Origin of the sequence: Salibacterium aidingense DSM 18341, from assembly GCF_000429685.1 — a bacterium.
Classification (GTDB): Bacteria; Bacillota; Bacilli; order Bacillales; family Marinococcaceae; genus Salibacterium; species Salibacterium aidingense.
In genome coordinates, this window is record NZ_AUCI01000011.1 from 1 (window position 1) to 20,946 (window position 20,946).

The 20,946-nt window shown below is 46.7% G+C and carries 15 protein-coding genes and 1 riboswitch; of the genes, 11 read left to right on the forward strand and 4 right to left on the reverse strand.

Going from position 1 to position 20,946, the window contains the following annotated elements:
- Positions 1–1,632 precede the first annotated feature (1,632 nt).
- A complete protein-coding gene (gene betA / locus G475_RS0111830) occupies positions 1,633–3,318 on the forward strand; it encodes a choline dehydrogenase (RefSeq protein ID WP_026701487.1) in 1,686 nt (561 codons plus the stop codon).
- A 121-nt stretch (positions 3,319–3,439) separates the two neighbouring features.
- On the opposite strand, the gene G475_RS0111835 is transcribed toward betA, so the two are convergent.
- Positions 3,440–4,357 (reverse strand): VOC family protein, encoded by a 918-nt coding sequence (locus G475_RS0111835; RefSeq protein ID WP_026701488.1) that lies wholly within the window; start codon positions 4,355–4,357, stop codon positions 3,440–3,442.
- 126 nt (positions 4,358–4,483) lie between these two features.
- Positions 4,484–5,095, reverse strand: a complete 612-nt coding sequence (locus G475_RS0111840) for a class I SAM-dependent methyltransferase (RefSeq protein ID WP_026701489.1) — start codon at positions 5,093–5,095, stop codon at positions 4,484–4,486.
- 153 nt (positions 5,096–5,248) lie between these two features.
- Here G475_RS0111840 and G475_RS0111845 point away from each other — a divergent pair, with 153 nt between their 5' ends.
- The 5 genes from G475_RS0111845 to G475_RS0111870 all read left to right on the forward strand — a co-directional run bounded on the left by G475_RS0111845 (position 5,249) and on the right by G475_RS0111870 (position 9,600).
- Positions 5,249–5,944 (forward strand): response regulator transcription factor, encoded by a 696-nt coding sequence (locus tag G475_RS0111845; protein WP_026701490.1) that lies wholly within the window; start codon positions 5,249–5,251, stop codon positions 5,942–5,944.
- On the forward strand, positions 5,928–7,049 hold the full coding sequence (locus G475_RS0111850; RefSeq protein WP_051302446.1) for a HAMP domain-containing sensor histidine kinase: 1,122 nt from the start codon (positions 5,928–5,930) through the stop codon (positions 7,047–7,049). The genes G475_RS0111845 and G475_RS0111850 overlap by 17 nt, the downstream gene beginning before the upstream one ends.
- A 100-nt stretch (positions 7,050–7,149) precedes the next feature.
- Positions 7,150–8,004: a D-Ala-D-Ala carboxypeptidase VanY gene (locus tag G475_RS0111855; RefSeq protein WP_026701492.1), complete on the forward strand. Its 855-nt coding sequence runs from the start codon at positions 7,150–7,152 to the stop codon at positions 8,002–8,004.
- Positions 8,005–8,171: 167 nt separating this feature from the next.
- A complete protein-coding gene (locus G475_RS0111865; protein ID WP_026701493.1) occupies positions 8,172–8,462 on the forward strand; it encodes a hypothetical protein in 291 nt (96 codons plus the stop codon).
- Between the two features lie 184 nt (positions 8,463–8,646).
- Entirely contained in the window at positions 8,647–9,600 is a 954-nt protein-coding gene (locus tag G475_RS0111870; protein ID WP_026701494.1) for an aldo/keto reductase, read from the forward strand.
- Between the two features lie 131 nt (positions 9,601–9,731).
- On the opposite strand, the gene G475_RS0111875 is transcribed toward G475_RS0111870, so the two are convergent.
- Positions 9,732–12,083 carry a YcdB/YcdC domain-containing protein gene (locus G475_RS0111875; RefSeq protein WP_026701495.1) on the reverse strand — a complete coding sequence of 784 codons (2,352 nt, stop codon included), beginning with the start codon at positions 12,081–12,083 and terminating at the stop codon, positions 9,732–9,734.
- Between the two features lie 245 nt (positions 12,084–12,328).
- On the opposite strand from G475_RS0111875, the gene G475_RS0111885 reads away from it, so the two are divergent.
- The 5 genes from G475_RS0111885 (at position 12,329) to G475_RS0111905 (ending at position 20,141) form a co-directional block, all read left to right on the forward strand.
- A complete protein-coding gene (locus G475_RS0111885) occupies positions 12,329–13,285 on the forward strand; it encodes an AAA family ATPase (RefSeq protein WP_233275770.1) in 957 nt (318 codons plus the stop codon).
- Positions 13,286–14,476, forward strand: a complete 1,191-nt coding sequence (locus tag G475_RS24860; RefSeq protein ID WP_035711049.1) for a DUF58 domain-containing protein — start codon at positions 13,286–13,288, stop codon at positions 14,474–14,476.
- A gap of 13 nt (positions 14,477–14,489) precedes the next feature.
- Entirely contained in the window at positions 14,490–16,646 is a 2,157-nt protein-coding gene (locus G475_RS24865; RefSeq protein ID WP_035711052.1) for a transglutaminase family protein, read from the forward strand.
- A gap of 216 nt (positions 16,647–16,862) precedes the next feature.
- Entirely contained in the window at positions 16,863–18,401 is a 1,539-nt protein-coding gene (gene guaA / locus G475_RS0111900) for a glutamine-hydrolyzing GMP synthase (RefSeq protein ID WP_026701497.1), read from the forward strand.
- 169 nt (positions 18,402–18,570) lie between these two features.
- Positions 18,571–18,671, forward strand: a riboswitch (purine riboswitch).
- Between the two features lie 156 nt (positions 18,672–18,827).
- A complete protein-coding gene (locus G475_RS0111905) occupies positions 18,828–20,141 on the forward strand; it encodes an NCS2 family permease (protein WP_026701498.1) in 1,314 nt (437 codons plus the stop codon).
- Between the two features lie 78 nt (positions 20,142–20,219).
- Here the strand turns inward: G475_RS0111905 and treR are convergent, their stop codons facing one another.
- On the reverse strand, positions 20,220–20,933 hold the full coding sequence (gene treR, locus G475_RS0111910) for a trehalose operon repressor (RefSeq protein WP_026701499.1): 714 nt from the start codon (positions 20,931–20,933) through the stop codon (positions 20,220–20,222).
- Positions 20,934–20,946 lie beyond the last annotated feature (13 nt).

A 20,946-nucleotide genomic window follows, 5' to 3' on the forward strand; every position in this document is an offset into this window, starting at 1 on the left:
CACCACTAGTGCCGAGGCGGCGTTCATTTTTTCCATTCGGGCCCAGACCCAGCTAAGGAGCTTAGCCGCCCCCCACCACATGGATACGCCGGACGAAGGAATGTATGGACACCCATCCAGTGATATATGGGAGGGTTAGCGACCATGTGCGATGTGGGTGATTACCAAGAGCACGGTCATATAATAATTTACCAACAAATTCCTGTTCGAGCAGTTGGAAGGAATCCAAACTGGTTCAAATTGTTATAAATAACAATATATGTGTCCGTGAGGTGGGAATGAATCTATCTGGTGATAACTGATAGGTTAGAAATTCGGAGAAAACAAGAACATGTGGAAGGATAATTAATTACAAAGAGGGAGTGGAACAATAAGGCCGCTGGTTTTGTTGGATACGGAGCAGCCGGGGCTGCGACTGCGGTTGAAAATTTTAGGATGATGATGGCTGAGCTGGAGGTCGCCGACGTACGTGCTCAAGTTCGACTTTCGCTCTTCACCGATTTTGAGAATTTCGTGAATGTAAGCCAGCTGCCTTTCAGGAGAAATCGGTTCATAAGATGGTTGAGCAGGTTATTTCCTGGAGCGAAGCATTGAGCGTTCTTCGATAATCGACGAGGGGCTGTCTCAAAAATCCGTTAAAAGCAATACTAGGTAAGGCCTCTCATCCTGCGGCCTGGAGTCGCCGCCTTTCGCTTTTGCCCGTGGTTGGATTCTCTTTGTTAAAGTAAAGGAGCTATACCTTTTGATATAGCTCCCTTTTTAGCAGCACCATATATGACTACCTGTACTTTTAGATGAAATAGATTACTTTGCGTTGAATGTAATAGCTTTAATTAGAGTGAAAATCAAACTGGTAATAAATATAATTCCAGCAGATGCCCAACCACCTGCAAAGGGTGCGACGAAAAATAAGATAATAAATCCGATAAACTCCGACTAATACAGGGCTGATTTTTTCTTTTGAACCTGTTTTTGCCATTTTTATGCTCGGGGAGGAATTAACAGCAAAAGCATCCCTCGGAGCGGCACTCGTGATGGCAGGAGTCCTGATCTCACGTATAGATATTAAAAAAGTATTTCTGAAAAACGGCCGGTCTGTTTAGCACCTGGCTGCGGCTTCCTTATTTTTACAAAGATTCACCCTATCATTTAAGAGTGAAATGTTGACATTTTGCTGACATGGAGGGTATTCATTGAGGCTTCTCGTTAGTTCACTGAACTTCTGTGTAGCTTCTTTTTTCCGTGTGGTATCGGATCGTGTTTCCAAGTATTCCATCATATTTTCTAGAAAATAATCCAGTTTGGGCTGACAATGACAAGTAATTTCTTCAACGATTCCACGATTTGGAAATTTTTGTTCGGCACGTTGATTCCATTCTTTTCCCGGTTCTTCTTCCCTACGTGTTCCCTAATAATTTGATAAAAATATTGAAATGAATTTCTGCCGCCTTTACAAAAGAAATATGCTGTGTTAATTTAAAAATATTAAAAACGTTAAATAATAATTTAACAAAGTTAATCAAGTAAGTGAGATATTAATTCAACAGGGAATGGATGGAGGCCTGTTCGTAAAAAAAACTATATAGTTTTAATCACTTCACTCCATTCGCAATATCCAAGGGGGTCTATAAGATGAGTGAAACATATGATTTTATTATCATTGGTGGCGGCAGTGCCGGGTCTATACTCGGCAGCCGTCTAAGTGAAGATGGGACACGCAGTGTGCTTGTTCTGGAAGCAGGACGCAGTGATTATCCATGGGACCTGTTAATTCAAATGCCGGCAGCTTTACCGTTTCCCGCTGGGAAATCCCTCTACGACTGGAAATACGCATCGGACCCGGAACCTTATATGAATGGACGACGTGTGAAGCATGCCCGGGGAAAGGTGCTCGGAGGCTCGAGCTCCATCAACGGCATGATTTACCAACGCGGCAATCCAATGGACTATGAACGCTGGGGGGGCGATCCAGGTATGGAAACGTGGGATTTTGCACACTGTCTTCCGTATTTTAAACGCTTGGAAAATGCGTTGGCAGCAGAGCCGGATGATGAGTACCGCGGTCATGACGGTCCAATTAAATTAGAGCGTGGACCAGCTAAAAATCCTTTGTTCCAAGCCTTCTTTGATGCAGCTGTTGAAGCTGGGTGCTCCCGAACACCTGATGTAAACGGTTTTCGCCAAGAGGGATTCGCACCGTTTGATAAGCATGTGTACAAAGGCAGACGGATGTCTGTGTCGCGGGCTTATCTGCGTCCGGCGATGAAGCGCCAAAATCTGACGGTGAAAACACGTGCGTTTGTGAAAAGCATTGATTTCAATGGTACCCGGGCTGATGGTGTGACCTATCAACGAAATGGAAAGACGCATCAAGTCTCGGCAGGGGAAGTCATTCTTGCCGGCGGGGCTATCAATACACCGCAGCTGCTTCAACTGTCAGGTGTGGGCAAAGCGGAACACCTGCGCTCTGTTGGTATCGAACCGGTCGTTGATCTTCCGGGCGTCGGTGAAAACCTTCAGGACCACCTTGAAGCCTACATTCAATACAATTGCCCGGAACCTGTTTCGGAGCAGCCTAACTTAAAGAAATCACGGATGCCGTGGATCGGTCTGCAGTGGCTGCTGGGACGCAAAGGACCGGCAGCGACAAACCATTTCGAAGGCGGCGGTTTTGTCCGTTCGAACGAGGACGTTCCTTATCCTAACCTGATGTATCACTTCCTTCCGGTAGCGGTGCGCTACGACGGTCAAAAGGCGGATACGGATCATGGATTCCAGGTACACGTCGGACCTATGTTCTCGGATGCGCGGGGATCCTTAAAGATTCGTTCGAAAGACCCGAAAGAGCATCCGAGCATGGTCTACAACTATCTATCAACGGAGAAGGACCGGCGTGAGTGGGTGGAAGCAGTACGAGTGACCAGGGAGATTATGTCTCAGTCAGCCATTGCCCCTTATAATTCAGGAGAAATTTCACCCGGACCTTCCGTTCAAACGGAAGAGGAGATTTTGGAATGGGTGAAGGAAGATGCGGAAACGGCGCTTCACCCGTCATGTACTGCAAAAATGGGGCCGGCTTCAGACCCTATGGCTGTTGTAGATCCGAATACCATGAAGGTTCACGGGCTCGACAATGTGAGGGTGGTTGATGCGTCTGCCATGCCTTATATCACGAACGGCAACATTCATGCACCGGTGTTAATGCTGGCAGAAAAGGCAGCGGACCTCATCCTGGGACGCGACCCGCTGAAACCCGTCCATGCCGATTTCTACCGTCATGGCGTACACCCGGCTGATGCAGGTACCATTAAAGGGTAAGAGAAATAATCTTTTTATAAGAAGGCCTCTTTTAAAGAGTGCCTTTTTTTAGCTGGAATATTATCTGTCTTGTCTGTCCGTTGTTCAAATAACTCGCCGTTTCCATACCGAACTGATTTTCTTATCCCCGGTATGCTTTTTGTAATTCCGCAAGATCAAGTTTCTTCATATTAAGTGTAGCTTTACTGACTCGCACGATTTGTTCTCGTGTGCTATTGCTGCCCATCATCTCTTCCATTTCCCTGGGCACAATCTGCCAGGACACTCCATACTTATCTTTCAGCCAACCGCATTGCTCAGACTCAGGAACCGCAGACAGTTTATCCCAGTAGTAATTAATCTCTTCTTGGGTATCACAATATACCATGAATGAGATGGCTTCGTTGAAATGGAAGTTATGATCTCTTGCGCTGTCCATTGCGGCAAACCACTGATTCTCAAGTATGAAATCAGAATACATGATGGTTCCTTCTTTGTCAGGTTCCATGCCTTGAGGATAGCGCGCCCTCTGGCCCTGGGTTGAGTTCTGAAATACAGATAAATAAAAATTCATTGCCCTTTCCGCATTCCCGCAATTATCACCAACAAACATTAGCGACGGCATGATCGCAGGACGTTCTTCATTTTCTGGATTGGTAAGGATCAACTGCCACGACAGACCATACTTATCTTGAATCCAGCCATATTTCTCGCTAAAGGGATATTGATCAAGCGGCATTAATACGGTCCCGCCTTCGGACAATTTGTTCCAAACTTCATTTATTTTTTCTCTTGCGTTTTTTTGTTGCAATGGATCAAAATGAACCATGAAAGAAACCGATGGATTAAATGTGAAAAAAGGTCCTGCGTTGATGGCCATGAACTTCTGCCCCCACAACTCAAAAGAGACTAGATGGGCGTCGCCTGATGGGGTGTCGTGGAGTGTTACAGTATTCGTAATCCTTGAGTCCGGGACAAGGGAAGTATAAAATGCTGCTGCTTCCTCCGCCTCCTTGTCAAACCACAAATGCGGAACGACGTTTTGATTTGTTTTTGTCATCGTTATTCCTCCTAACTTATTAGTATTTATTGTCTCATTTTGATTCTGTTTTGATTTCTTATAGATTGCTGAAAAGCTGTTTTTCTTTCGTTTGTAATACGAGTGAAGTTTTCAGAGAACCTGTTTCTAAGGCTGCGGCTTTGCCCATACCAGATGGACCGCTCCGAAAACGGTGTGTTCTTCCCGCTGAACGACCACAGGTGCTTGATGTATCAGTTTCATGAAATCCCTGTTTACATGACAGCCCACCTTCTTTTTAAAGAGAGGATCAAATATATTCTGCAGCTTAGCCAAAACACGATTGGAACTTAATCCATGCTCCAGTAACAGGATTTGACCATCTTTCCGGCACAGTTTGGACAGAAGACGCAGCACATGATCTGGATTCGGATAAGCACACATGGACAACGTGGAAACGACAGTATCGAACGAATGCTCTGGGAGATCCAAGGTTTCTACGTTGCCAAAAATAAATTCCGCCACCTCCTTATTTTCTTCTTGCGCCGTCTCTCTGGCCTTTTCCAGCATAGCCGGACTGAAATCAACCGCTGTAATCGATGCATCCTCGGGATAATACGAAAAGTTTGTCCCCGCCCCGGCCGATACTTCCAAAATGTCTCCTTCTGCTGAAGCCAGCAGACGCTGCCGCCACTGATGATCAGGGCCCCGCTTCCTGGCACGTTTGGCGTATTTTTTTGCCTGACGGTCAAACAGTTTCCGCTGCCTTTGAATATCCATACGTTCTCCTCCTTCTATAAAAACCTTTCTTTTCTAATTCCAGCTTCCTTTCTTCTTTTCCTTTTCTCTATTATACAGACTTTTTCAGAAGTTATTTGGGGATTTATGATAAGATCATATTGGGAATATGTGTATTTGTTTGGAGGAAGAACGATGCGGGATGTTTCTATTTTAATTGCGGATGACGAGGAAGAAATTGCCGATCTGGTTGCGATTCATCTGGAAAAAGAAGGCAATCACATCATCAAGGCAGCAGATGGCCGGGAGGTTATGGATATTGTACGGGAGCAACCCGTTGATCTTTTAATCCTGGATATCATGATGCCGGAAATGGATGGATATGAGGTAGTCCATCAAATTCGTGAAGCTTATAATATGCCCGTTATTTTTTTGAGTGCCAAGACGTCAGATTTTGATAAGGTGCAGGGATTGGTACTCGGAGCAGATGATTATATGACGAAACCTTTTACCCCGATTGAATTGGCTGCTCGTGTGAACGCACAGCTGCGCCGGTATATGACACTGAACCAACCGAAACCAAATCATTCCTCGAGCTTGGAATATGGAGGCCTTGTGATTTCACCGGATCAGCATCATGTTTCTCTATATGGAGAAACGATCGAGCTGACCCCAAAGGAATTTGATATTCTGTATTTGCTGGCCAGTCATCCGACGAAGGTGTTCAGTGTCGAAAATATTTTTTATCACGTTTGGGCTGAAGGCTATTTCGAAGGAGCGAATACGGTGATGGTTCATATCCGCACGCTGCGGAAAAAGCTGAAAGAAGACAAGAGGAAAAATAAATTCATAAAAACAGTGTGGGGCGTCGGCTATGCCTTTCAGGGGTGATTATCTACGCAGTTTTCGATCAAAAATGATCATGTTGTTTGGATTAAGTATGCTGCTATCTGGATTCATAACGTATGCCATCTATAAAGGCCTGCAATATTATTACCATACCGCGGTCGATTATCAAGATCTGCTTGCAGGTTTTCGTGCGTTTATGCTCCATATTGGAGATATATACTTCTTTTTAATGATATTTATCCCGCTGGCCATTTTAATTTTCTACTTTCTTACAAAGCCTTATGTCACGTATTTTAATGAAATATCCAAAGGGATCCATTCTCTTGCCCAAGGGGATTTTCAACACCGGGTTACTATCGATACAAAGGATGAGTTCGGTGATATAGCGAAGGATATTAATCTAGCTGGCGGCAAACTGATAGAAGCGATCGAAAGAGGAGATTTTTCAGAAAGCAGCAGGGATGAGCTGGTGGTAAACCTGGCTCACGATTTACGCACACCTCTGACTTCTGTATTAGGCTATCTGGAATTAATTCTGAAAGATGACAGCTTGACAGAGGAGCAAATCAAACATTATATCATGATTTCTTTTACCAAATCCCAGCGTTTGGAAAAATTGATTGATGAATTATTCGAGATAACAAGAATGAATTATGGCATGTTAACTATTGAAAAAAACCCAATCAATTTAAGTAATTTATTGAACCAGTTGAACGAGGAACTCTATCCAGTATTTGAACAAAATCATTTAACGTCCAGGCTCAATGTTGCGGAGGATCTACCTATTTTAGGTGACGGCGAGCTGCTGGCACGAGTCTTTGAAAATCTTCTGAGCAATGCCATCCGTTATGGAATAGATGGGCAGTTTGTCGATATTCACAGTTGGCTGGAAGCGGGGGAGGTCGTTGTTCAAGTGATAAATTACGGGGATAGTATCTCGGAAGAAGAATTGCCATACCTTTTTGAAATGTTTTACAAGGGAGATGAAGTCCGGACGTCTCAGGAAAACAGTACAGGTCTTGGTTTGTTCATCGCCAAAAATTTAGTCGAGCAGCACCACGGGATAATCTCCGCAGACAGTAATGTGATTCGTACTGTGTTTGAAGTACGACTGCCCCAGCATCAAGATGACAAAGAACAGATTTAACGTTTGGCCGAATTTTTAAGAAATATTTAAACTTTACCGCACTTTTTTTTTAAAGAGTTCTTCCTATTCTATACCTATTGCAGGAAAAGGAGGCACCGTCATGAAGAAGTGGGGTATAGTACTGATGTTTATTTTTATTGCAGGTTATGTTGGGGCAGATCAGGTGCTGCCGTTTTTTCAAAACGAAGTAAATATTGAAGAAAATACAAAAGATGGAGTACATAATACTGTTGAGCAAGAGATAGAGGAGAGACAGATATATCAGGGAGATTTATTATTAGTGAACGAAAACCATCCCGTTCATCGGGGGAGCATCAGAGAAGACATCGTAGATGTATACAATCATCCGGATTTAACAGAGAATTACGTTCTGCTTGATGCAGATATTCAGTTGTCAGCAGAGATAGCCGAAAAATTCTCTTCTATGGTGGCTGCTGCAGAGCAAGAAGGGGTCCATCGGTTTTTAATCAGCAGCGGGTATCGAAGTTTTGAAGAGCAGGGGCAATTATATAAAGAAATGGCCTCAGATTATGCACTGCCGGCAGGACACAGCGAACATAACCTCGGTTTATCCCTCGATGTCGGGTCGTCTCAGGGAGAAATGAGAACAGCGCCCGAAGGAAAATGGATCGAAAATAACGCTTGGAAACACGGTTTTGTCTTACGTTATCCTAAGGATAAAAAGGAAATTACGGGAATCTCCTATGAACCATGGCATATCCGATACGTCGGTCTTCCGCATAGCGCGATTATGTATGACCGAAAAATGGTGCTGGAAGAGTATCTCGAATACTTGCAGGAAGAAAAGACGATTACTGCGGAAGTGGAGGATAAAAAATATACGGTCTCCTATTACCCTGACGCTCAAACCGAAACAATTGATCTGCCGGAGGATGGCGATTATGCCATTTCCGGAGACAACGTCGGCGGAGTTATTGTGACGGTGGAGAAATGAAACAGCGGGTAGAGGAAAAAGAAAAGCCGGCTCGAGTCGGGGAGGGATGCAGGCGGCATCAAAAGGATAAAACTGTTTGTCCTCGTGTATTTTCCCTGAATAACAGAATCCTGACAGGAATATCCATACAGAAGGCAGTCAAATAAACGGGGAGAGGAGAGAAGGTAATGACATTTAATCAGTCCATCAATCCGGAACATTTAAGCCCAAGGGAGCTGAAAAAAGCCGAGTACCTCTGTCATAGAATGAATCATGCTTCTTCTCCAAGAGAAGCTGCATTGTATGAAAGGCAGTTAAAACGGTTATTCCAGCATGCCGCCCAGCAAGAAAAGGGAAATGTTCGAGCGAATAGGAAAGTGAAGATCGAGACGCCGAAAGGAACAGCAGAATTTAGAAATAAAAATGTAGAAGACTTTGCCAGAGGGATATCCGAAACCTTTTCAAGACCTGGGAGATAAGGTCTTTTTCTTTTATCTATGAAAAAATAATAACCATTTTTTTAATGGACAGCCTATGAATCAAAGGCCCCTATATCAACTGCCCCCGTCCCGACCACAAGTTGTTTTTCTTGAGATAAGCTTTAGATAGTGGTACATTGGCACATCGAAATTAAATTCTTATGTTAAGAGAGGAGCGTTACATATGACAGCTATTTCATTAAAGCAGGAAAAGATTCCTTCGATTGCATTCGGGACATGGTCGTGGGGAACCGGGGCCAACAGCGGCGAGGATATTTTCGGGAACCATCTGACAGAAGAGGAGCTGCAGCCTATTTTCGAACGGGCGGCAGATGCTGGATTTACCCTCTGGGATACAGCGGCTGTTTATGGAATGGGAGCCTCCGAAACGATAGTAGGCCAATGTATTAAAGGCCGGGACGACATCTTTCTTTCGACTAAATTTACGCCGGGGGTCAGTGAGGAACCGATGGAGGCATCGCTGGATCAAAGCCTGAGCCGTCTGGGAGCGGAGCATGCCGATATCTATTGGATTCATAATCCCAATGATGTAGAAAAGTGGACGTCAGAGCTGCTCCCCCTCATGAAAAGCGGAAAAGTAAAACACGCGGGGGTGTCTAATCATAATCTAGAGGAAGTGAAGCAGGCAGCTTCGATTTTAGAAGCAGAAGGACTGCAGCTGTCAGCGGTGCAGAACCATTACAGTCTGCTTTATCGTTCTTCGGAAGAGGCCGGTATTATCGACTGGTGCCGGCAGCATGAGGTGGTGTTCTTTTCCTATATGGTATTGGAGCAGGGTGCATTATCAGGAAAATACAGCGCCAGCAACCCTCTCCAGTCCGGTACTAGAAGAGGGGAAGCCTTTAACGTGGAAGTAATGGAAAAGCTGGACAGTCTGCTTGAGATGATGGGTACCATCGGAGAGGCGCACAACGTGGAACCGGCACAGGTAGCGATAGCCTGGGCGATTGCCAAAGGGACGGTGCCTATCATAGGTGTGACCAAACCACGGCATGTGGATGGAGCTGCTGCCGCTGCAGACGTGACGTTAACTGAACAGGATATTAAGAAGCTGGAAGACGCTGCTAAAGCCACCGGTGTTGATATTAAAGGGGAATGGGAAAAAAGAATGGAATAAAAGCGGAAGATACCCGGCAGGCTGGTCACAGGCTGCCGGGTTTATTTTTTCAGGTGAAAAACAGAGGAGAAAGCGGACACAGAGTCCGGGCTGGATCTTGTGTCCGCAGATTAGGTCTTTGGTTTATGATGCTAGCGATATCGATTTCCCTGAATTCTTTGATCGATACTGTCCTGAATGTCCACGAGGTTCATCATATGAACCGCTGCCTCCGCTCTTGTGATCTCCTGTTCCGGATGGAAGGAGCCGTCGTTATTAATAAGACCAAGCTGTAAGGCTGTGTTTACCGCGCCTTTGTTCTCTATCGAAGCCGCATCATCAAATGGAGGTTCTTCCTCCATATGCGTGGCAAACTGATCATAGCCGAGAATACGGATCATAGAGGAAAGAAGCTGTTCTTTCGTTAAGGTGCTGTCGACATCAACTGCCTCGACTTCTTCATCGAGCCATCCCTGTTCATCGGCAAATCGAACAGCTTTATAATATTCTTCGTCTGGTTCTAAATTTTTCACTGCTTTGTTTTCCTGATTACTGAGTACTCTATTGTAGTCAGGAGACACGGCCTGGCCTGCTATTTGCAGCCAGTTTCCGTAGGTGATTTCTTCATTGGGATGGATGTTTCCTTCAGAATCCGGGGCCAGTACATTGTATTCTACCAAGGTCTGCAGAGCGTCTTCTGCTTCGTGGCCTTCAATATCCTCCGGGCTGCGCTCCGGCTGCTGCGGATTTTGCAGTAAAGAGGTCCCAACCGGAGATCTCCATTCTCCTGTTTCCGCATCCAGAACCATCTCGACAGGACGTTGATCTGAAATCTGTCTGAGATAGGTCAATCTTAATTCTGGCTCTTCTGTTCCCATACTTGCGGTAAGAGGGAAAGCTTGGAACTGGAGTTTAGCCTTTATTTCTTTATCAAATTCAGCTGCTGCTGCTTCTTTTCCGATTTCATCCCTTAAGCCGTCTATTTTATCGGTTAGTCCGGGAGTGATATTAACCCTGTATTGCGTAATGTCCCCCTCCCCGTTTAAAGTCATATAGACGCGGTCGTTCTGGACAGGGATATCGCTTTCAAAACGCTGAAACTCAAAAGTAGAATCGCCGTTGTTTGCCAAATACGTCATTGTATTATTTTTGGCTAATTTAAAGTGATCCCCGGCATCAGGATAGAGAGAAGCCAGATATGATACGGCTTTTTCCTTTAATTCTTCTTTGGAGAGGCCGTTGTTAGCCTCCTGGGATTCTTCCTCGTCTGCATTCACCCCTGGCGAATATTGGTTGATGGAAAGAATCTGTCCTGATTGTGCATTAACGGTTGCCTGCACCGTTCCATCCTGAGGCGTTTGCGGATGCCACCTTAATTCCCAGACGGGATCTTCATAATTATTAGGATTTTCCCGAAATGCTACGTTATCTGGTTCGTCGTTTTCTTCGATGTCTGTATATTCCGTTACCGCTGCCAGCGCCTGCTCTTCCGATATTCTGCCGTTTTCACCGGGAGTGATTGGTTCAAAGGCTGCTTCCTTTTCCAATTCCTCATAGCCTGAATTTCCGGATTCTAACAGCTCCCCTTCGCTATTCAGGTATTCGTTCTCCACAGCATCAAGATACATAGAGGAGGTATTTTCATCCGGTTTCCAGCCAAGAAACACTTTTTCTTCCCTGCCCTGATTAATGGTGAAATACGAAAGAGTCAGGTTTACATCTTCCTTAAATTTGTTTACGGCTTCTTTTTCGCTTATTTCGGGTTCTGCGGATGGATAGTCATTCTGCTGCAGCCTATTTTGAAAGCTGGTGAGTTCTCCTGCTCCGGTCATCTCAACACGAATCTCTTCCCCGGAAACAGGGACCCCGTCTATGTAGGGCACGAAGTTCATGCTGTAACCAACTGTTCCGAACAGCGACTGGGTATTATAGGCTTGGCTGTTATCCAGCTCCAATTCTTCCATATCAACCGATGGGGCTGCAGTTCTAATGGTTTTTTTGGCTTTTTCTACCGCTTCTTCCTCAGAAATCTCGGGTGGATAAAAAGCGTCCTCTTCTTCCATCAGCGGGCCGTGCACGCTTGCATGCAGGATATCTCCTGAGTTCGCATCCACTTCACTTGAAAAACCATAGCTGGTATTGGCTTTTTGATAATTCCAATGAATGGACCAGACAAGCTTTTCTCCGGAGGAAGACGGCTGGGAATTATACCTTAATTCCACCTGATCTGCTTCTGCTTCTTTTAGTACAGGCAGTACCGTTTGTAATTTTTCAATGGCTTCCTGTTCGGAGATATCCGCTTCCTCCGGGTCCGCCTGCCGCATACTTACGGCATCCTCCTGCCCCGTTTCGGAAACACTGCTTCCTTCTTCGCTGATAATGACCTGCTGGGATTCCGCTGCTGAATTTTCCTGTGCTTCGGCGGAGGCTGCCCACGTCAGACCAAGAGCAGTGACAAGGGAAATCATTCCCGGACGATACCAGCTGCGTGTTGAGTATTCCACACGATCTCTCCTCTCTCTTATTTTCCTGAAAATTCTCGCAAGGAAAATGCTACCAGAAAACTATCGATATGAAAACCAATAGTAGGAAGGAATGATGATAAAATTTCCACCCATAAGCAGAAATGATGGATGGAGAGACTCATGAAATATACAAAAGATGGAAAAGAGCTGTCGTTCCCACAAATCATCTCAATATATGATAATATGAAAAGGAATGAGTGGGTACAGCTTTGGGAGGAATGAAAGTGGAAAAGCAGCATTCAGTTTTGCATAATGTGATAGAAAATATTGAACGCGTTGTGGTAGGCAAGCGCGAAGAAATAGAACTAAGCCTGACGGCGCTTTTGGCCAAAGGCCATGTACTCCTGGAAGATGTGCCGGGAGTGGGGAAGACGATGATGGTGCGGGCCATTGCCCGGTCAATAGGAGCCGATTTTAAAAGAATCCAGTTTACCCCGGACCTGCTTCCGTCGGATGTGAGCGGTGTTTCGATTTATAATCAGAAGACCCAATCCTTTGAATTTCGCGCAGGACCGGTTATGTCGAATGTCGTATTGGCTGATGAGATTAACCGGACGTCGCCAAAAACCCAATCGGCGCTGTTGGAAGCTTTAGAAGAAGGCAGTGTGACGATAGACGGCCAGACCCGCAAGCTGGAAGAACCGTTTTTTGTGATGGCAACACAGAATCCAATTGAGTATGGCGGTACGTATCCGCTCCCGGAAGCGCAGCTGGACCGGTTTCTCTTTAAACTGAAAATGGGGTACCCGTCTTATGAGGAAGAGCTGGATGTGTTAAATCGGGTAGAGCAGAAGCATCCCATTGAGGAACTGGCCGAAGTATTATCGCTGACTGATATATTGGAGATGCAGAAGAACACAGCAGGTGTCTACGTAGATGACGCAGTAAAACAGTATATTATTTCGATCGTAAACGAAACAAGAACCCACCGCGATGTTCAGCTCGGCGTCAGCCCGCGTGGTTCGATTGCGCTGATGAAGGCTTCGCAGGCCTATGCATTCCTTCAGGGAAGGGAGTACGTCATTCCGGATGATGTAAAGCATCTTTCCCCGGTGACGCTTTCTCATCGTATTATTCTTCGTTCTGATCTGCAGATGGTAGAAAAGGATGGGGAAGACGTCATCCGCGAAATCGTCTCCACCTTGCGTGTACCATTATCCAACAAGGAAGCGGTGCAGTAGATGAAGCTGGGCCGACTGCTTGTCAAAACAGGAAAAGGGATGATACTGCTTGGCCTGATGGCAGCGTTATACGCCTATGCTATGTTTCAGGGAGGGTTTGTCAGCTGGTTTTTGTTTTACAGTGTTCTGTTCGTCATGGTATGTAACATTCTGCTCGTTCTCTATCCCTTGCGGCGGTTAACTGTCGAACGCCAGTGCAGCCGGCAGATGCTTTCCTATAATGAAAAATTGAACGTGACCTTACACGTGAAAAAGAACCTTCCGTTTCCTTTCCTTTTCTTAAGTGTTGAAGACGAAGTTCCGCCGGGTTTGGAAGGAATGGGCCAGGCTCCCGGAACGATTTATTTTATGGCAGGCTCCAGGCATTTGACCTATTCTTATGAAATCAGAGGAGGAAGGCGGGGGGAATATTGGTTCGCTCCGGTAACCTTGAGGACCGGGGATTTGTTCGGTTTTTTTCAAAAAGAATATCAGGTGCATCTTCCCCAATCGTTAACCGTATTACCTCGCCTCCGCCCCCTTAAGCGCTGGAACGCTCTATGGAATGATCAGCAGGAAACGGTTCCTGTCACTGCTAAAATGATGGAAGAAACCTTTTCGATTGCCGGCGTCAGGGATTATATTCCAGGAGATAAAATGACGAGCGTGGACTGGAAAATAAGTGCCAGGACAGGAAAGCTGGTCACGAAGGAATTTGAATCGCAGGAAGGAAAGGGCTGGACCGTTATTATGGATAATACAAGGGAACAGCCGCGCGAGGCCTTTGAAGAAATGGTGGAATTTGCGGCCTCGTTGATCGATCATTGTTATAAGCAGGCAATCCCAGCTGGGTTCGGCGTGTCGACAGCGGAAGAAACATTACTGGAAGAGGGGACAAAACGGACGCACTTCCAGAAAATATATCAGGAATTAGCCAAGTTGGAAATAAGGGAAAGAACCTTTGATTCCGCGTTGTATTTCAGACAGCCGCAGAGCCGCTCCTCGATCGTCTATATTACTTCCTTCATGTCGCCGCAGCGGGCAGAGGAACTGCTGCGTCTGTTACGGCAGCGGAATGAACTGGTAATAGCCATGTGCAGGTATGATAAGACAGAGGAGATCCATCGCGAGCAGTTGGATATGCTGCGTAGGCAGGGGGCAGATATTATGTATGTTCTGCCGGGTGACTCTGCTTTTGATTTAACTTCATGAAAGGAGGTCCCACATGCAAACGTCGCCGCAGACGCCAAAACTTTTTCTTATGTATATGCTCGGCTACCTGCTGTTAATGGAGTGGTTAATTCCGCTTCCGGAAATTACGCAGACTGGATATGTCCCTGTGTTTATGGCGGCCTCGGGCTTCTTTTTTCTGGTGATGTTTTTTCAGTTTCCGTGGTGGGCGTCTCTGCTGCTTATTGGTGGAGGCTTGCTGTTTGGAATTCATACGATCTTTATAGAGCATACATTTCTCAGTTTACAATGGTGGGGGGCCTTCCTGGCGGAAATTAACATGAACCTGACCCACATGTTTCAAGGGGAATGGTATGGTTTAAGCGATTTATTTCGGAGCTTGTTATTTTTGATGCTCCTTGGGATTATGAGCTATCTAATTTACTTCTGGATTGTACACGCCCGTCGTATTCTGTTTTTCTTTCTGTTCACGGTGTTATATGTCGGAGTGATTGATACTTTTTTTCCTTATGATGGAAGTTCTGCGATTGTGCGTATTTTTATTCTGGGATTTGTCCTGATGGCGCTGCTGCAGTGGGACCGCCTGTCCGGCTATTTTCCCGGAGCCGTGAAGCACAAATATGTGTGGCTGCGATGGACAGTGCTGGCTGTTATTTTCCTTATTGCCGCAGCGGGAGTAGGCATGCTCGCACCGAAGGCAGAACCGCAGTGGCCCGATCCGCTTCCGTATATGGAAGCGGCGGCAGGAATTGAGGGCACGTCCGGCATTGGTAATGAGACGGTCCGCAAAATTGGATACGGGGATAATGACGAACAGCTGGGCGGAGGTTTTGAGATGGATGAAACCCCGGTGTTTACGGCGTCGGGCGGTGAAGTCGGCTATTGGCGCGGAGATTCGAAAAATGTTTATACCGGGCAGGGCTGGACATCGGATACCCCGGACGAAAGCCGTCCGGAAAGTGACTTTTTTGACGAGGCAGTGCCTGTGGAGGAACAGGAAGTAGACGTAGAGATCGCGGATTCCCATGCCTTTGATTTTGCTTTTTACCCGGGCAGTATTAAAGATATTCAGGTGCCGGAAGAAGATGTCCGCCTGCAGGTGGATCGTTATTCGGGAAAAGCAGCTGCGGTAGCTGATGGGGACCCTTATGAAGCTTCATCGTATTCCCTTACTTATGCGTATCCTGAATTTCCGATTGACGCCATGCAGCAGCGTTCGCCGCAGGATCCGGAAGAAGTTACTAATCATTACCTCGGACTCCCGGAGGATCTTCCTACCTCGATCGGGGAGCTTGCCGAAGATATTACCGCTGAAGAGGAAAACCGGTACGATAAAGTCCGGGCGGTGGAACGATTTTTGAACAGTCCGGAATTCACTTATGATACGTCCAACATTGCAGTTCCGGAAGAAGGGGAAGATTATGTTGAACAGTTTCTGTTTGACACCAAACGGGGATACTGTGATAACTTTTCTACTTCTATGGCCGTAATGCTCCGTACACTGGATATTCCTACCCGCTGGGTGAAGGGTTTTACGAAAGGAAATGAAACCCGTGTGGATCAGGAAGAAACAGTATATGAAGTAACCAGTGCCAACGCTCATTCCTGGGTGGAAGTATATTTTCCTGATGTAGGCTGGGTTCCCTTTGAGCCTACCAGAGGGTTTACTTCAGAGTTTGACTATACGTATGCCGCAGAAGAGTCCGGTAACAATGAGGAAACTGCGGGACAAACGGAGGAAGAAACAGAAGAGGAAGAAGAAGAGGCAGAGGAAGAGGAAACAGAGGAGCAGGAAGAGGACAGTGAAGCGTCGGCAGCTGGTTTCAGCCTTCCGGGGTGGCCGATTTATCTCAGCGGAGCTATTGTCTTCCTGGGCATTGCTTATATGCTGCGTTTTCCTCTCATTAAACGGGCCATGATATTTCGGTTTAGACATGTGCGTGATCCGGCCGCCTTTACAAAAGCTTTTCTTTCTCTATTAACCTTTCTCCGTTATGCGGGCTTTGGACGTAAAAATGGAGAAACGCTGCGGGAGTATGGCATGCGAATGGATGAGGTGTTTGAGACAGAGGAAATGTCAACCCTGGTATATGAATACGAAAAAATCCATTACGGGGCTTTAAAAGAGGATGGAAACTGGTCGAATGCTTTAAGTATCTGGATGAATATGGTGAACCGTATCAAAGCTTGACCGTCTCAGGAGCGACTGCTAAAATGATAGGCATGTTTAAGAAATGAAACATCATGCTTCGTATATCTTCGATTAAGAAGAGTCTCTACCCGGTCTGCCTCAGACTGGACTACGAAGGCGAGCAGGCGGGAGTTGCGGGTGCCCGGAATTTGTCTTCGTTTTCATGCGGGGAGGGGTTCCGGGTTTTTTATTATGAGGAGAAAGGTGAATGAGGACATGGCCAATGAAAATGAAAGGATCGTCGTGCTTGACTTCGGAGGACAGTATAATCAATTGATTACGCGCAGGATCCGGGATCTCGGCGTCTATAGTGAGCTGCATCCCGGCTCGACGACAGCGGAGCAGCTCAAAGAGATGGCTCCTGCCGGTATTATTTTTTCCGGCGGACCCGGGAGCGCCTATGCCAAAGGAGCTCCATCCGCAGATCCGGCAATATATGAGTTGGGAGTCCCGATTCTTGGAATATGCTACGGGATGCAGCTGCTGACCCAGCATTTTGGTGGAAAAGTGGAAGCTTCGAATCACAGGGAATACGGCAAAGCAACCCTGCAGGTTCAGAACCGTTCCGCCCTCTATGAAAGTCTGCCGGACGAGCAGACCGTTTGGATGAGCCATGGCGACTTGATCACAGCTCCTCCGCACGGATTTAAAACGGATGCCGGGAATGCTTCCTGCCCTGTTGCCGGGATGAGCAATGAAACGCGGAAAATGTACGGCGTTCAGTTTCACCCGGAAGTACGGCACACGGAATACGGTGACGACCTGCTGAAAAACTTTGCATTTGCCATCTGTGAATGCAGCGGTCAATGGACGATGAGTAATTTTGTTGACGAGCAGGTGGCTTTTATCCGCGAGCAGGTAGGAGAAAAACATGTGCTGTGCGCGTTAAGCGGAGGCGTGGATTCTTCTGTGGTGGCGGCGTTGATCCACCGTGCCATCGGGGACCAGCTCACCTGCATGTTTATTGATCACGGCCTGCTTCGAAAAGGCGAAGCACGCAGTGTAATGGATACCTTTGCCGGGGATTTTAATATGAATATGGTAAAAATTGATGCCCAGGACCGGTTCCTTCAAAAATTGGACGGCGTGTCGGACCCGGAACAGAAACGCAAAATCATCGGCAATGAGTTTATTTACCTGTTTGAAGAAGAAGCGGAAAAGCTGGAAAACATGGATTTTCTCGCTCAGGGCACGCTGTATACGGATGTGATTGAAAGCGGGACGGATACAGCGCAGACGATCAAGTCCCATCATAATGTTGGCGGGCTCCCGGAAGATATGAATATGGATTTAATAGAACCGCTCAATACATTATTTAAAGACGAAGTCCGCCAGCTCGGAACAGAACTGGGAGTTCCGGATGAGATTGTCTGGCGCCAGCCTTTCCCTGGACCAGGTCTTGGGATCCGGGTGCTAGGAGAAATCACCGAAGAAAAATTGGAGATTGTCCGGGAGTCCGATGCGATTTTGCGGGAGGAAATTAAAAATGCCGGATTGGACCGTGAAATCTGGCAGTATTTCACAGCGCTTCCTGATATGCGCAGTGTCGGCGTCATGGGAGATGCGAGAACGTATGATTACACTGTCGGCGTTCGTGCGGTAACGTCTGTCGATGGGATGACTTCTGACTGGGCACGGATTCCGTATGAAGTGCTTGAGGCAATTTCCACTCGTATCGTAAACGAAGTGCAGCATGTAAACCGGGTCGTGTACGACATCACCTCCAAGCCGCCTTCCACCATCGAGTGGGAGTAAAACGGGGAGCCGTGGTGCGGATGGTCTTTTTTCGGACATGTATTCTCGCTAAATTGCAGGAATACCGGTTTTTCACAGAGGTATCGGACGTTTGTTCCTCTATTTGTCCGGGTGACGGCTTTCATTCGGAGTTCCCAAGGGAATAACGGAATAAAGGTCTGCTGGTACAAGAAAAATACAACAAGCAATTCGTATAATAGCGGAAATAAGGTCCGCTAGTTTCTACAGGCTGCCGTAAATAGCTTGACTACGATAATCGAGGCGGGAAGAAGGCTTCTCCCCGCCGGGGATTGGTGTAGAAGCTCCAGACGGTGGAAAAAACTGTCTGGAGTTATTTATTAGACAGAAACATGTAGAACGTCGCTTTTGCAGCGGATGCATAGGAACATCCGTATGCTTATTAAATCTAAAATGGGGGAATGACGTGTGGAGCGTTATTTTGAATTTAAAAAATGGGGCACAGGCTATAAACAGGAAAGTCTGGCCGGATTGACCACTTTCCTGGCCATGGCCTATATTCTGTTTGTAAACCCGAGTATCCTTGCGGAAGCCGGGATGGATGAAGGGGCCATCTTTACTGCTACAGCTGTTTCCGCCGCAGTTGGTACCTTAATTATGGGCCTTCTCGCCAGATATCCGATTGCGCTGGCACCTGGAATGGGGTTAAACGCCTTTTTTACCTACACGGTGGTACTAACGATGGGGATTCCGTGGCAGCTGGCTCTGTTCAGTGTATTTCTTTCAGGTCTTATCTTTATTTTTATTACACTGCTTGGAATCCGCGAAAAAATTATTAACGCGATCCCGGCTCAGCTGAAATACGCAGCAGCCTCTGGTATTGGTTTATTTATTGCCTTTATTGGTCTTCAGAACGCCGGCATCGTGGTTCCTGATGAATCCACTGCTGTAGCTCTCGGGGACATGACAGAACCGACGACGGTGCTGGCCTGTTTCGGCCTGGTCGTGACGGCTGTGCTTATGGTACTCGGCTATCGAGGAGGAATCTTTTATGGGATGGCCATTACAGCAGCTGCTGGTATCATCTTTGGTTTGATTGGAATTCCGGATGCTGTTATTGGGTCTGTTCCAAGCCTGGCTCCAACGTTCGGCTCTGCTTTTACCTTTCTGGGTGAAATAGAGTGGACCGGGCAGATGTTCGGCCAGATGCTGATTGTTGTGCTTACCTTTCTATTTGTTGACTTTTTTGATACGGCGGGGACGCTTTATGCGGTAGCCAATCAGGCTGGCTTTGTGAAGGACAACAAACTTCCCCGGGCCGGACGGGCCTTGCTGGCAGATTCATCCGCCACTTCCATAGGAGCGGTACTGGGAACTTCCACCACGACCGCATACATTGAGTCTTCTTCCGGGGTGGCAGCTGGTGGACGTACTGGGTTTGCCTCCATTATTACAGGGGTTTTGTTCCTTCTCGCTCTGTTTTTCTCACCGCTTCTTGTGGTAGTGACGGATCAAGTGACAGCCCCGGCTCTTATTATTGTCGGCGTGCTGATGGCTTCCTCCCTCCGGCTGATTGAATGGGACCGCCTGGAAATGGCACTTCCGGCATTTTTAACCGTCATCGCCATGCCGATGACCTACAGTATCGCTACCGGGATCGCGCTTGGCTTCATCTTTTATCCGATCACCATGCTGTTAAAGGGGAGAACCCGGGACATTCACCCGATTATGTATATTCTCTTCTTTGTATTTATCCTTTATTTTGCGTTTTTAGGAGTTTAAAACAGAAAAGCCGCTTCCGAACTCGAGCGGAAGCGGCTTTTGTATGTCCGGAAGCTGAAAGAAAAAGGACGGCGGCTGTTACCGGTTCCGTCTCGCAAAATCGACGAATTTAAATTTGTCCGGACGATGGCGGGATTCAGTGTATTGAAAGAGAGTCGTGTCATCCAGGTAGACATCGTTTTTCACGACGACAATACTGGAAAAGTCCTCAAGATCCAGCAGGTCGCGGTCTTCCTGTGTCGGTTCCTCGACCGTAATTTCTTTTTTGGCGAAGCTGATGGTCAAGCCGAGTGTATGCTCGATATATTCATAGATGGAATTCTGACATATCTCTTCCGTTAATCCCGGTGCCGTCTCTTTAATAATATAGTCTTTATCGAGAATGATGTTTTCTCCTTCGATGCGGCGGACTCGTTTGATTTCCCAGACCGGGGTTTCTCCGGAGAGCTTTAGTTTGGTGCGGATCCCCCGGCCGGGTGTTATGTCCCGAAAGGTTTGCACGGCAGTGGCCACAGGGCCTGCCATTTTGCCGGCGAGTTCTTTAAAACTGACGAGCCCGGAAATAGGGAAGGAGACCTTGTTAATATCCAGCACCACGGAACCTTTTCCCTGGATTTTTTGAATGTACCCGTGTTCGGATAATAAATTCAACGCTTTCCGGATGGTTTCACGTGACGTGTGGTAAATAGAAAGCAGCTCGTGTTCCGAAGGGAGAATGTCCCCCGTCTGGTAGTCTCCGCCTTCGATTTTATACGCAATGTCTTCATAAATGCTCAAATATATTTTTTTCATTATCCATCACCGA

Excerpts from the sequence above, each read along its gene's own strand:
- betA (WP_026701487.1), top strand. The coding sequence starts at position 1,633 with ATGAGTGAAACATATGATTTTATTATCATTGGTGGCGGCAGTGCCGGG.
- G475_RS0111835 (WP_026701488.1), bottom strand. The coding sequence starts at position 4,357 with ATGACAAAAACAAATCAAAACGTCGTTCCGCATTTGTGGTTTGACAAG.
- G475_RS0111840 (WP_026701489.1), bottom strand. The coding sequence starts at position 5,095 with ATGGATATTCAAAGGCAGCGGAAACTGTTTGACCGTCAGGCAAAAAAA.
- G475_RS0111845 (WP_026701490.1), top strand. The coding sequence starts at position 5,249 with ATGCGGGATGTTTCTATTTTAATTGCGGATGACGAGGAAGAAATTGCC.
- G475_RS0111850 (WP_051302446.1), top strand. The coding sequence starts at position 5,928 with ATGCCTTTCAGGGGTGATTATCTACGCAGTTTTCGATCAAAAATGATC.
- G475_RS0111855 (WP_026701492.1), top strand. The coding sequence starts at position 7,150 with ATGAAGAAGTGGGGTATAGTACTGATGTTTATTTTTATTGCAGGTTAT.
- G475_RS0111865 (WP_026701493.1), top strand. The coding sequence starts at position 8,172 with ATGACATTTAATCAGTCCATCAATCCGGAACATTTAAGCCCAAGGGAG.
- G475_RS0111870 (WP_026701494.1), top strand. The coding sequence starts at position 8,647 with ATGACAGCTATTTCATTAAAGCAGGAAAAGATTCCTTCGATTGCATTC.
- G475_RS24860 (WP_035711049.1), top strand. The coding sequence starts at position 13,286 with ATGAAGCTGGGCCGACTGCTTGTCAAAACAGGAAAAGGGATGATACTG.
- G475_RS24865 (WP_035711052.1), top strand. The coding sequence starts at position 14,490 with ATGCAAACGTCGCCGCAGACGCCAAAACTTTTTCTTATGTATATGCTC.
- guaA (WP_026701497.1), top strand. The coding sequence starts at position 16,863 with ATGGCCAATGAAAATGAAAGGATCGTCGTGCTTGACTTCGGAGGACAG.
- treR (WP_026701499.1), bottom strand. The coding sequence starts at position 20,933 with ATGAAAAAAATATATTTGAGCATTTATGAAGACATTGCGTATAAAATC.